Origin of the sequence: Vibrio sp. 10N.286.49.C3 (assembly GCF_041469545.1) — a bacterium.
Taxonomy (GTDB): Bacteria; Pseudomonadota; Gammaproteobacteria; order Enterobacterales; family Vibrionaceae; genus Vibrio; species Vibrio tasmaniensis_A.
In genome coordinates, this window is the sequence record NZ_JBFRKT010000092.1 from 1 (window position 1) to 12,647 (window position 12,647).

The window sequence follows — 12,647 nt, forward strand, 5'->3', positions numbered from 1 at the left end:
GTGGCTCTGCGACAGTCGCCAACGGTGGGGCTTGGAGCAGCAGTACCGTTGACATCAGCGATCAACCGAACGGCACCTACACCGTCATTGTGTCGGGCACCAACGCTTCAGGAGTGCAAGTCACCGAAAGCGCAAGCTTTATGCTCGCGCAAGCAATGCCGACGTTAATGAGCGCGACGTTTAATCCAACGCATCAAGCGATAGGTCAGAGCGTATCGGTCAGCCTTCAGTTCGATAAAGCGTTGCAAGCGGCCAGTGCAGAATTAGGAGGCACGGTCATCTCGCTGACGAAGAGTGTGGATGCCCGCGTGTGGACCGGGGATGTACTGGTTCCAGCATCGTCTGATTTGAATGTCGGTTTGGTGGTGAGAAATTACCAAGATTTATCGGGTAATGTGGGCGCGCAAGACAGCACGCATTCGCTGCCTATCACGCCAACGTTGGTCATCACGCCAATGAGCAGCGTGGACGGCAGTAACGCCACTAGCTTGGTATTTTCAGGCACATCGACGCGTTTGGATGGTCAAGGACTTAGTCTAGAAGTGAAAGCGCAGGGCAGTGATGCGGTATTAAAAAGTGGCTCTGCGACTGTCGCCAACGGTGGGGCTTGGAGCAGCAGTAGTGTTGACATCAGCGATCAACCGAACGGCAGTTACACTGTCATTGTGACGGGCACTAATGCTTCAGGCGTGCCAGTCACCGAAAGCGCAAGCTTTACGCTCGCGCAAACCATGCCGACGTTAACGAGCGCGACGTTTAACCCAACGCACCAAGCGATAGGAGCTGAAGCGGCTGTGATTGAATCGGTTTTTACTCTGAATAATGGCGTGAGATCCACGGCGGTTATTAAACCAAACCTATTTCATCAAACTTTTGAGTTAGTTAGTAATAAAAAATTCGCAGCATAGCGCCAATCGTTATGCAAGAAATGAGAAAAAGGTCTGTCCGTTGAGCAGACCTTTTTTATACACATATCTCAGGCTATAAATATTTAAGTGTACGATATCCCTATCGCCTCTAATTTCTCCACAAATATCGATATAATGTTCAGTGTGAATGTTGTTTTCAATTAATGTCCATTTTTATTGCAATATTTTCTTTCAAATTAATTCATTATTTAGGTGAAATTTAACTAAGATAATTATTATAACTATTGATGTGTTCAAAATGCTGATTTTATCGATATTTTGCATAGTGTTTTTTGATGTGAGCCCCATAAAAGTACCATCTTGATAATAGATGGGGACTCTATATAGTAGCCACATCACACTTTGTAATTAGTGTGGTGTTCTGCTTTGGGTAATTATTTTAACCCCTATTTTTAGCTAGTTTGTTTATTTAAACATGTTGTCTATTAGCTGTGTTTGTGTGGGAATTTATTCCCACTTTTTTTACTCTTTTACTATCGATACATAATGCTTATACAAGCTTGCTAACTCGAAGGTATGTCGCCACTAGATACGTATTTCCGGTTTTGTTGGCATTGACTTTAACGTGTTACAACGAATGTTACATGATGTTGATGCGTAATTATCTGCTCCGTTAGTTTGCTAGTAAAATTGACTATTTATCCTGTTTAATTGACTGTTTTACTAGCGTTTTAGCAGGTGGTGTTACCATTTCTAATTTGTTGAAATTTATAATTATTCCGCGTAGAATTTCTTCAACCAAATCGTTTTTTTAAGCCTTATCAGCTTAGCTATCACCGCAACTATTGATACCCGTAGGTTGTGGAGAATCCAAATGCACTTAGTTTGCAAATTTATATCTAGTTCGTCCCTCAGTACGAACGACCTTCAATATGTCTTAACACCAGATGAGTGTGTAGGGCTATTTTCGCGTGTGCGCACCCCGAAAGACATCTTGGCTCAATTACCAAGTAATTTGCTTCAGCAGGTTACTGCGTCGGCTAAAAAAATGTCCACAGCCTACTCAACGCGATTCGAGTTGAACTCGTAAAAGCGAACTGGGTTTGTCTTTCCTCCAATGTGCGACGTAGTCCATTAACCAATAAACAGCTAGCAAGCTTCCCTAAACTGAAGATACATGTTGATAGGGTGAGTAATTGCAGTTCAGAGCGCGCTCACAAAGCCAACTACAAGCAAGTTGTCGATGATGTACCTTTGGCACGTCACTATAGCTTCTCGCCAGTTGAACCTTCCCCAGAACACAAAATTGTGGTCGAGTTTGCGGGCCAGTGGTCTAGCAATGCGGCATGTTTAGCGCTAGGTAAAACCGATGAACAGCAAGGAAAGGTTACGGTAGCAAAACCCGATCTCGCCAACAAACACCGCAGCCTAGCGACGTTTAAAGATCTCGAGGCTGAGGGCAAAGCGCTTTATATCAAAATTCCTTGTTCTGACCAGCCTCAGCCAATCTTGCTTAAACTCGCCGAAGGCCTGCAACCCGTTGATAAAGACACTCAGATGGATGAATGGGATAACGTGTTGGTGCCGGTGAGACCATTGGCTTACTTAGATGGCAGCAACGACAAAGCAAAAGCTTCGGATCTGCGTGGTGGTTTTCTTTATGTCTTTTGGAAAGGGAAGCTTTGGCGAGAGATGGCCATAAACGAGAAGGGTTACTACCAAGACGTTGACGTCGAGTATTACCGTACCTTAGAGCAAGAAGAAAAGAAAAAAGACACACATCAGGTAATACAAAGAAGCGCAAGCGGCTTTGCCATGGCGCATTTCTGGGCACCTTACAAAATATTGGGTGAAGTCCAACAAGGGGAAAGTGGACTCAAGATCATTTTTTCACCGAAACAAAAGCGCTTTGCTCAAATTGAAGCATTAGAATCGGATGCTGCTTTGCTAGAGAAATCCAGCACACCATTAGATGAATTAAGCAGTTACAGTGACGGACAGTCATTCAGTGCACAAGAATTCACCTCTGATGTAGACAGTGCCGCCATCCACAAAGTTACCGAAGACGACATGCCATGGCTGAGCGACCAGCAAGCCATAGTACGTAACTATGACCAGAGTAACACCGTGATTGCTTATGTAGATGGAAAAAACAGTGGTCTATTATTCCGGGTGGATGTTGGCACCTCCGGCATCACCGCTTTGAATTCACTCTATGTGACCGATCACAATAGCGATTATAAAGACGTGTTTGATTTAGAGTTTTATGAAGGGGAAGACCACGATTGGCAACAAGCGTTACTAAGCGGGCTACCATCGGACGGAATCTTTACTATGTCTCTTGTACATGATCAAGATCCTGATAGCCGTCACGTACTTTTTGATCAGGTCGCTTATAACGATTTATTTGTTGAGCCTGAGAGCGCTACTGAAACTCCGCCAAAAGCTCTGCCAAACGACAAGCCTAAAGGTATGACAACAGAAGAAAAACAACGCTTTGAGTCATTAGTGCTGGATTGGTCGTTGTAACCTCACTAGAAAATGGATTAAGAATGAAAAATAAAATATTACTCGGCTTGGGTTTGACGACTGTTGTTGTCGCAGGCGTTGGTTACATAGCAACTAACCCCTATTTTGACGAAAAAGCTCGAATAGAATTATTGGCGGACCAATTAGAGTCACGGATTAATACGCGATTTAATGATGGAAGTAAGTGGAGATACCGCTATTCTTTTGAAATACCTAAGAACCCGAAGGTTGGGGATTGGAATACTGAGAATGTTAAGCTCCCTCAAGTGTTGTTTTCTATCGAAAACCGAAAAGACAAATCCAAGGTCAGTTACTGGGCATTAAACATTGATGGTACTAACCCTCAATTGTTGGTCCCTGAGGGGATATTGCCGCCTGCGCCCAATACTGGGATTGATTATGCTAAATATATGTCACGATCGCCAAACGGCCGCTACCTTGTTATCCCTCAGAAAGATAGTACTGTGTTGTATGATGTAAGTAGTGGTGAAATAACTGAAATTAGTGAGGTATATGGCTCAACTCGTCACGATATTATGTGGGATACAGACAGCACGCAAGTCGTCGTAAAAAAACGAGATGAACTTCTGCTGGTTAAGCTAGACACAAAAGAGGTAGTTAAATTTACCGATGTGAATGGTTCATGGGCAGAGTACTTGACTTCTTTTGCCAAGCCTTATTTGAGCCAGTCAGAGCAAGCGATCTATTTTAGTTACGAACCGGGACTGGCTGGGTTTGGCTGTAAAGGCAGGAAAGAAGAGTACCTCGAAACTTTTGGTGAGAGCGATGTACCCAAATGCGGTAATACATTCGTGTTTGATGCCAAAACCTTAAAACTGATCGATCGCGGTGATTTTACTCCGATTAGTTACGATTGTAATGTCTGGGGTGGTACGTATGGAGATGGCTTCTACTGCCTTGGCGGCAAGGGAGGAGGTGCGGCATACCGTTCGGGAAGACCATCTGAAAAAATAGGCAACTTCCCTGCTACGGTCGATCTGTTGGCTTTTAACGATAGTGATATGTGGTTCGTACCTGTTAATGGTCGAAATATAAGACGCGTGTTACACCAGCCAAATGAGAATAGCCCTACGACAGAAATGTTATACCTTTACGGCGCTAAAGGTGTAAAAAAATCTGCGTTTGGTTTTGGCTTTAGCCGTTATGTGATTGAACATAAAGAGACGGATAATTGGAGTGAGTCACTCTACCCATTGCCAACCTACGCTGACCTAGAAAAAGCTAAAGCGGTACTAAAGGAGCGTAATCATGGCTAGGGCTAAGATTGAACAGCACTCTCTCTATTTAATGGGGCAATTAGTCGGACCAACTGGAGATGCAATTGACGGTAATGGGCTTTATCCATTACCTGGCTTTGCGCTAGCCCTACCAGAGCTAGCAGTTGTTCAAGCTGCGGACGGTAGCAGCAGTAAGAATGAGTCACCATTATACTTCAGTGATTCATCAGGTCGGCTACAAGGTTGGAATTCCAAGGTTCAATCCGTTAATGAGCTTGTTGGGAACAAGCTTGCTTCTACGCCACTTTTGATTTCTAGCACGACAGATAAGTTAAAACCAGTCTATATTCCACCTTACTTAATTCCCGCTGCGGTAATGTCTGAAAATACAACTTGGCCGGAAAGATTAGCTAAATTAGCTAAAGAAGTAGTCACCTCGCAAGGAAAAGAGATCCGCTTGTCCTCCGTAGAAGACTGGCAAATCAAAGATGATTTGAGTAAGGATGCAGCCGAGAGGCGATTTTTAGCGCCCGAATTAGCCGAGTTTTTTATCCATAAAGCTGAAGCGGCAGAAGCGCAGTTTGGGCAGAAAAAAGGGGCGTATAAACGCCTGCATGAACAAATTTATAACGGCAACTATAAACATAATTTTCATTATCTGCGCATTCCTCAAGTTTGGACCATCAATTTATTCTTCTCAGCCGACTATTTTGAGGGTGCGGAAGTTACTTTGTCCGGACAACCAGAAAACTTAATCATCAAGGGGGATGCTGAGGATATAGGTAATATAAAGATGTCTTTGATTTAGAGTTTTATCAAGGGGAAGACCACGATTGGCAACAAGCGTTACTAAGCGGGCTACCATCGGACGGAATCTTTACTATGTCTCTTGTACATGATCAAGATGCTGATAGCCGTCACGTACTTTTTGATCAGGTCGCTTATAACGATTTATTTGTTGAGCCTGAGAGCGCTACTGAAACTCCGCCAAAAGCTCTGCCAAACGACAAGCCTAAAGGTATGACAACAGAAGAAAAACAACGCTTTGAGTCATTAGTGCTGGATTGGTCGTTGTAACCTCACTAGAAAATGGATTAAGAATGAAAAATAAAATATTACTCAGTTTGGGTTTGACGACTATTGTCGCCGCAGGTGTTGGTTACATTGCCACTAAACCTTACTTTGATGAGAAAGCTCGAATAGAGAGCATGGCAGACCGCCTAGATTTGTACAAAGGTAAAACGGATACTTGGCTTTACCAGTATGATTTTGAAATACCGGATAACCCAAAGGTTGCAGATTGGAATACTGAAAATGTGACACTTCCTCAGGTGCTGTTTACTATCGAAAACCGAGAAGATAAATCCAAGGTCAGTTACTGGGCATTAAACATTGATGGTACTAACCCTCAATTGCTGATCCCTGAGGGGGCATTGCCGCCCGCGCCTAATACTGGGATTGATTATGCTAAATATATGTCACGATCGCCAAACGGCCGCTACCTTGTTATCCCTCAGGAAGATAGCACTGTGTTGTATGATCTAAGTAATGGTGAAATAACTGAAATTAGTGAGGAATATGGCTCAACTCGTCACGATATAATGTGGGATACAGACAGCACACAAGTTGTTGTGAAAAAAAGAGATGAACTCCTGTTGGTTAAGTTAGGCACAAAAGAAGTAGTTAAATTTACCGATGTAAATGGTCCAGACGCACGCTATATGACCTCTCTTGCCAAGCCGTATATGAGCCAGTCAGAGCAAGCGATCTATTTTAGTTACGAATCCGGTCTGGCGGGGTTTGGCTGTAAAGGAGAGGAAGAAGAGTACCTCGAAACTTTTGGTGAGAGCGATGTGCCCAAATGCGGTAACACATTCGTGTTCGATGCCAAAACCTTAAAACTGGCCGATCGCGGTGATTTTACTCCGGATAGCTACGATTGTAATGTTTGGGGCGGAAAGTATGGAGATGGCTTTTATTGCCTTGGTGGTGCGGCATACCGCTCGGGAAGACCATCTGAAAAAATAGGCGATTTTCCTGCTACAGTGGATTTGTTGGCTTTCAACGGTGGTGATATGTGGTTCGTCCCCGGGCATGGACGAAATATTACCCGCGTATTACACCAACCCACTGAGAATAGCCCTACTACAAAAATGATACATGGGTTCGTAGGTTTTAGTGATGGAGAACGAGTTGAAAAATCCGCCTATGGTTTTGGCTTTAGCCGTTATGTGATTGAGCATAAAGAGACGGATAATTGGAGCGAGTCACTCTACCCACTGCCAACCTACGCTGACCTAAAAAAAGCGAAAGTGGTACTAGAGGAGCGTAATCATGGCTAGGACTAAGATTGAACAGCACGCTCTCTATTTGATGGGTCAATTAGTTGGACCAGATGGAGATGCTATTACTGGCAATGGGCTCTATCCATTACCCGGCTTTGCGCTAGCCTTACCAGAGTTAACAGTTGGTCAAACTGCGGATGGTAGCAGTAGTAAAAATGAGTCACCATTATACATCAGTGACTCATCAGGTCGGCTACAAGGTTGGAATACCAAGGTTCAATCTGTAAAAGAGCTTGATGGGAATAAGCTTGCTTCTACGCCACTATTGATTTCTAGCACGACAGATAAGCTAAAACCCGTCTATATCCCACCTTACTTAATTCCCGCTGCGGTTATGTCTGATGACACAACTTGGTCGGAACGATTAGCACTATTAGCTACAGAAGCTGTTAATACGAGTACTGAAGTTGAAGTCTCACGTTTGCGTGACTGGAAAATCAGAGAAGATTTGAAAAAAGATGTATCTAAGAGACTATTTTTAGCGCCCGAATTAGCCGAGTTCTTTATCCATAAAGCTGAAGCGGCAGAAGTGCGGTTTGGGCAAAATAAAAGGGCATATAAACGCCTGTATGAACAAATTTATAGCGGAAACTATAAACATAATTTTTATTATCTGCGTATTCCTCAAGTTTGGACCATCAATTTATTCTTCTCTGCCGACTATTTTGAGGGCGCAGAAGTTACTTTGTCTGGACAACCGGAAAACTTGATCATCAAGGGGGATGCTGAGGATATAGGTAATATAAAGATGTCTTTGATTTAGAGTTTTATGAAGGGGAAGACCACGATTGGCAGCAAGCGTTATTAAGTGGGCTACCATCGGATGGGGTCTTTACTATGTCCCTTGTACATGATCAAGATCCAGACAGTCGTCACATACTTTTTGATCGGGTCGCTTACAACGATTTATTTGTTGAACCTGAGAGCGCTACTGAGACTCCGCCAAAAGCTCTGCCAAACGACAAGCTTAAAGGTATGACAACAGAAGAAAAACAACGCTTTGAGTCATTAGTGCTGGATTGGTCGTTGTAACAAAATTAGAAAATGGATTAACAATGAAAAAGAATATATTACTCGGATTGGGTTTGACGACTGTTGTTGTCGCAGGTATTGGTTACGTCGTCACTAAGCCCTATTTTGATGAGAAAGCTCGAATCGAGCTGTTAGCCGATTGGTTGGATACAAATCGAGGAGACACTAAGAGTTGGCTTCATGATTATGAATTTAAAATCCTAATGAATCCGAAAATTGCGGATTGGAATACAGATAATGTGAAACTCCCTCAGGTGCTGTTTACAGTCGAAAACCGAGAAGACAAATCAAAGGTCAGTTACTGGGCATTGAGCATTGATGGTACTAATCCTCAATTGCTGATCCCTGAGGGAGTATTCCCGCCACCTGTTTATCGAAGCACGACTGATTATGCAAAATATATGTCACGGTCGCCCAACGGTCGCTATCTTGTTATCCCTCAGAAAAATAGCACCGTCTTGTACGATCTAGATAACGGAGAAGTAACAAACATTAGTGAGGAGTCTGGTTCAACTCGTCACGATATTATGTGGGATACAGACAGCACACAAGTTGTTGTGAAAAAAAGAGATGAGCTTCTGCTGGTTAAGCTAGACACCAAAGAGGTAGTGAAATTTACTGATGTAAATGGTTCATACGCACGTTACATGACCTCTTTTGCCAAGCCTTATATGAGCCAGTCAGAGCAAACGATCTATTTGAGTTTTAATTCGAGTTTGGCGGGGTTTGGTTGTGGGTGGGAGAATGACTCATACCTTGAAACTTTTGGGGAGAGTGATGTTCCAAAATGCGGTAACACATTTGTGTTCGATGCCAAAACCTTAAAATTGGTCGATCGTGGTGATTTTACTCCGGATAGTTACGATTGTAATGTTTGGGGCGGAAAGTATGGAGATGGCTTTTATTGCCTCGGTGGTGAAGGCGGAGGGAAGGTGTACAGCTCGGGAAGGCCATCTGAAAAAATGGGCAACTTCCGAGCTACAGTGGATTTGTTGGCTTTCAACGGCGGTGATATGTGGTTCATCCCCGCTCATGGTCGAAATATTACCCGCGTATTACACCAACCCACCGAGAATAGCCCTACTACAAAAATGATATATACATATGGTGTGAATGGAGAAAGACTATCTGCGTTTGGCTTAGGCTTTAGCCGTTATGTAATTGAGCATAAAGAAGCGGATAATTGGAGTGAGTCACTCTATCCGCTACCAAGTTATGCTGACATCAAAAAAGCAAGAACAGTTCTAGAGGAGCGTAATCATGGCTAGGGCTAAGATTGAACAGCACTCACTCTATTTGATGGGGCAGCTGGTCGGACCAGGTGAAAAGGCCATTACTGGCAATGGGCTCTATCCATTACCCGGTTTTGCACTGGCCTTTCCACAGTTAGCAGTAGGTCAAACTGCGGATGGTAGCAGTAGTAAAAATGAGTCACCATTATACATCAGTGATTCATCAGGTCGGCTACAAGGTTGGAATACCAAGGTTCAATCAGTTAAAGAGCTTGATGGGAATAAGCTTGCTTCTTCACCACTATTGATTTCTAGCACGATAGATAAGCTAAAACCTGTCTATATCCCACCTTACTTAATTCCCGCTGCGGTTATGTCTGAAGATACTGCTTGGACGGAACGCTTAGCAGCCTTGGCCAAGGATGTTGTAAGTTCTAGTGATGAAAGCATTGACGTTGGCGTAGTAACTAACAGAGATATTGTACAGGACCAAAAGCTAAGCAAAGACCATACCGAGAGGCGATTTTTAGCGCCCGAATTAGCCGAGTTCTGAAGCGGCAGAAGTGCAGTTTGGGCAAAATAAAGGGGCGTATAAACGCCTGTATGAACAAATTTATAGCGGAAACTATAAACATAATTTTTATTATCTGCGCATTCCTCAAGTTTGGACTATCAATCTTTTCTTCTCTGCCGACTATTTTGAGGGCGCGGAAGTTACTTTGTCCGGACAACCAGAAAACTTAATCATCAAGGGGGATGCTGAGGATATAGGAAATAAAATCACCAGCCGAGTAAGGCCGGTAACATATTTTGATATTGCCAACCAAGCGAATGACGCTCAGGATGCAGAAGAGGTGACTCAATATGTCGCCACATTTTGGATCACGGGCGGTCATCTAGACGATGATGAACAGATTAAGCAATTAGTCCGCTTTGATATAGATTTAGAAGGAATCAAGCGATATTGGGATTCATTACTTGAACCTTCAGATAGTCAAATGGCTCAGGTTGCTAAGTTAAGCCTCCCAAACAATTGCTACTCTTTGTCTGAACAAGTCTTACACCTACCGATTTATTCAATAGCAGGGCGCAGCATCATTGTGTCCGGTGATCCTATATCTGTTGAAGAATCACTGTTTCAACATGCGCCAGACACGTTTAAAGGTTGGCTAGATTGGAGTAAAAACCTCCCCTATACCAGCGAAAACAAAGCCGCGAACGGTGTTCAACCATCGATTAATATTCTTAACTCCATTGGGAACTATAAAGGGGTTATCGAAGCTTCAGCGTCAGGCGTAATGGACCCATTCAGTATGACGACGGTCCATAAAGCGTTCAGCGCGGGTTTGAATAAGGAGCAAGCTGGAGATGAACTTTTAAATGCGTTAAAACTCGCGGTCGGTATTGATGCTAAAGCTAAGGGGTTCTTAGATTTTGCGCAAACGCTCAAGCCACCAGCGCAAGGTACACTTGCACCGATTACTGATTTAGCGAATGCTCTCAACTGGTCAAATCACCTTGGGAATACCTTACCGAGCGTTTATACGATTCCACCAGCGTTACAGCATTTTTGGCATAAGGTTGACGATAAGATCTTAACCCCTTTAAAGCCTGCCGTTCGTGCTATTGAATATGTGCTTGATAAGCCTTTTGGTTTTGCGCAGCTTGTTTCTAGCGGTCTTGAAATCCCAAAAGGTGTTGAGAATTCTGAGACGGCGTTTAATGCCTATATCGATAAGTCAAAAGAATATGGACAGAAAACACAATCGGTTATCTCTACGCTTTCACTGAGTGATGAAAAAGATCGTCAGGTTTTGCTTGAGTCTGAAGCGGAACATAAAAAAGCGCTCCTTGAAGCATTCTCTGATGAAAGTGTACGCTACAGAGTATTACTAAATGGTCAACCGTTGTCACAAAAAAAACAGGCTAAAGAAGGCGAGGCAAGCTATCTCACGCTGTTTTTCGAATTTGATAGTGCGAATGATAAACTTGCCGGTTCTGATAAGGACCTAGTAAAAAAAGTGGCAAAGTATCTGAGTGCTACAGAATCGGAAATGTTGTTGAACGTTGAAGGTTATACGTGTGATATCGGCTTGGTGGAATACAACACTAAACTGTCAGATAAACGTGCTGCAGCGCTTAAATCTTCTATTTTAGAAGAGCTTGGTGCAGATGCTATTAAGTGGGAGTATCGCATTTCAGCGCTCGGGAAAGGCGTTTTTGCTGATAATGATACGAGCAATAGACACTTAAGCCGTAGAGCGGAAATGAAGTTTTATCTTAAATCCGCTTTCGAATACCCAGCTTGTAGAAGTTGGCTGTTAGCACTTGAGAAAAATCGCCAAAAAGCGGTTTAGCGGAAATGAAAGTCGCAAGTTCCGCTACTTAATTAATATTGAACAACGTTCATTTCAAAAAGAAGAAATTGTTCCACGAGCTATGGGTAAGTTTCGCTATTTCGAAATCTTAGGAAAAGATGCGAAATATATACATGAAGGGGCGGCTCGAGTTGTAATCAGTAAGCTAACGGAAGAAAAATATTTTGGTCCTTATTTAAAGTGGAAGCAGACAAATAGTGGACACAGTGCAGATCTATCTTCTCTTTACAATGGGTTTGCCAATGATGGCGATTTTGTGAAAGGGCATGAACTATGAGCTTTGTTGATACATGTAATGTGATACCACTTCATGCTAATTACTACTTGTTTGGTGCTTATTATATTGGGAAGTATGATTCCAAAACGCAAAAAACAATATTCCCGACTTGGCATGAAGAGCCAAGCTTAGTCGAGAATAAGAGTGTAACTAATATTCGCCCGTTAGCTAAAGTGCCAATGCTAAATGTTACTGATAGTGAAAACCCTCAGCTTTGGGCAACCGACCACAAATTCAAGTTGAGCGCATTGGGTAATGGGGAGTGTGATAAATATGGAGTATTTGAAGTTCTTACACCTGAACACCCGATTCACTCCCTTGGTCGTGATTTACCAAAAGGTGGGACACAAACTTTCAATTGATGCCTAAGTGTCTGTCCCGTCAGTTTGCTAGTCAAATTGCCTATTCTTCCTGTTTAACTGACTGTTTTGCTAGCGTTTTAGCAGGTGGTGTTACCATTTCTAATTTGTTGAAATTTATAATTATTCCGCGTAGAATTTCTTCAACCAAATCGTTTTTTTAAGCCTTATCAGCTTAGCTATCACCGCAACTATTGATACCCGTAGGTTGTGGAGAATCCAAATGCACTTAGTTTGCAAATTTATATCTAGTTCGTCTCTCAGTACGAACGATCTTCAAGATGTCCTAACTCCGGATGAGTGTATCGGGCTATTTTCGCGTGTGCGCACCCCTAAAGACATCTTGGCTCAGTTACCAAGCACTCTGGTCAGCAGATTACTGCGTCGG

Annotated in this window: 11 protein-coding genes and 2 pseudogenes; all 13 read left to right on the top strand. The window is 43.0% G+C overall.

Annotation, left to right across the window (positions count from 1 at the left end):
- Nucleotides 1-908, top strand: a pseudogene (locus AB4180_RS22380) (hypothetical protein); the annotation flags it as partial.
- Nucleotides 909-1,743: 835 nt separating this feature from the next.
- Nucleotides 1,744-3,398, top strand: a pseudogene (locus AB4180_RS22385) (hypothetical protein).
- Between the two features lie 23 nt (nt 3,399-3,421).
- Nucleotides 3,422-4,675, top strand: a complete 1,254-nt coding sequence (locus AB4180_RS22390) for a hypothetical protein (protein WP_102582497.1) — start codon at nt 3,422-3,424, stop codon at nt 4,673-4,675.
- Nucleotides 4,668-5,444, top strand: a complete 777-nt coding sequence (locus tag AB4180_RS22395; protein WP_241909241.1) for a hypothetical protein — start codon at nt 4,668-4,670, stop codon at nt 5,442-5,444. The genes AB4180_RS22390 and AB4180_RS22395 overlap by 8 nt, the downstream gene beginning before the upstream one ends.
- A 74-nt stretch (nt 5,445-5,518) precedes the next feature.
- Complete coding sequence (locus tag AB4180_RS22400; RefSeq protein WP_241909487.1) at nt 5,519-5,713, top strand: hypothetical protein; 195 nt, start codon at nt 5,519-5,521, stop codon at nt 5,711-5,713.
- Nucleotides 5,714-5,736: 23 nt separating this feature from the next.
- Nucleotides 5,737-6,978: a hypothetical protein gene (locus AB4180_RS22405; RefSeq protein ID WP_372082002.1), complete on the top strand. Its 1,242-nt coding sequence runs from the start codon at nt 5,737-5,739 to the stop codon at nt 6,976-6,978.
- Entirely contained in the window at nt 6,971-7,744 is a 774-nt protein-coding gene (locus AB4180_RS22410; protein ID WP_241909240.1) for a hypothetical protein, read from the top strand. Before AB4180_RS22405 ends, AB4180_RS22410 begins: the two co-directional genes overlap by 8 nt.
- Before the next feature lie 74 nt (nt 7,745-7,818).
- Nucleotides 7,819-8,013, top strand: a complete 195-nt coding sequence (locus tag AB4180_RS22415; protein ID WP_241909239.1) for a hypothetical protein — start codon at nt 7,819-7,821, stop codon at nt 8,011-8,013.
- Nucleotides 8,014-8,036: 23 nt separating this feature from the next.
- On the top strand, nt 8,037-9,281 hold the full coding sequence (locus tag AB4180_RS22420) for a hypothetical protein (RefSeq protein WP_102248907.1): 1,245 nt from the start codon (nt 8,037-8,039) through the stop codon (nt 9,279-9,281).
- A complete protein-coding gene (locus AB4180_RS22425; protein ID WP_241909238.1) occupies nt 9,274-9,798 on the top strand; it encodes a hypothetical protein in 525 nt (174 codons plus the stop codon). The genes AB4180_RS22420 and AB4180_RS22425 overlap by 8 nt, the downstream gene beginning before the upstream one ends.
- Before the next feature lie 166 nt (nt 9,799-9,964).
- On the top strand, nt 9,965-11,602 hold the full coding sequence (locus AB4180_RS22430; protein ID WP_241909237.1) for an OmpA family protein: 1,638 nt from the start codon (nt 9,965-9,967) through the stop codon (nt 11,600-11,602).
- Nucleotides 11,574-11,900: a hypothetical protein gene (locus AB4180_RS22435; RefSeq protein ID WP_241909236.1), complete on the top strand. Its 327-nt coding sequence runs from the start codon at nt 11,574-11,576 to the stop codon at nt 11,898-11,900. Before AB4180_RS22430 ends, AB4180_RS22435 begins: the two co-directional genes overlap by 29 nt.
- Entirely contained in the window at nt 11,897-12,262 is a 366-nt protein-coding gene (locus AB4180_RS22440) for a hypothetical protein (RefSeq protein WP_241909235.1), read from the top strand. The genes AB4180_RS22435 and AB4180_RS22440 overlap by 4 nt, the downstream gene beginning before the upstream one ends.
- Nucleotides 12,263-12,647 lie beyond the last annotated feature (385 nt).

Coding starts and splice junctions, on each gene's coding strand:
- AB4180_RS22405 (WP_372082002.1), top strand. CDS start 5,737: ATGAAAAATAAAATATTACTCAGTTTGGGTTTGACGACTATTGTCGCC.
- AB4180_RS22415 (WP_241909239.1), top strand. CDS start 7,819: ATGTCCCTTGTACATGATCAAGATCCAGACAGTCGTCACATACTTTTT.
- AB4180_RS22390 (WP_102582497.1), top strand. CDS start 3,422: ATGAAAAATAAAATATTACTCGGCTTGGGTTTGACGACTGTTGTTGTC.
- AB4180_RS22440 (WP_241909235.1), top strand. CDS start 11,897: ATGAGCTTTGTTGATACATGTAATGTGATACCACTTCATGCTAATTAC.
- AB4180_RS22425 (WP_241909238.1), top strand. CDS start 9,274: ATGGCTAGGGCTAAGATTGAACAGCACTCACTCTATTTGATGGGGCAG.
- AB4180_RS22395 (WP_241909241.1), top strand. CDS start 4,668: ATGGCTAGGGCTAAGATTGAACAGCACTCTCTCTATTTAATGGGGCAA.
- AB4180_RS22410 (WP_241909240.1), top strand. CDS start 6,971: ATGGCTAGGACTAAGATTGAACAGCACGCTCTCTATTTGATGGGTCAA.
- AB4180_RS22400 (WP_241909487.1), top strand. CDS start 5,519: ATGTCTCTTGTACATGATCAAGATGCTGATAGCCGTCACGTACTTTTT.
- AB4180_RS22420 (WP_102248907.1), top strand. CDS start 8,037: ATGAAAAAGAATATATTACTCGGATTGGGTTTGACGACTGTTGTTGTC.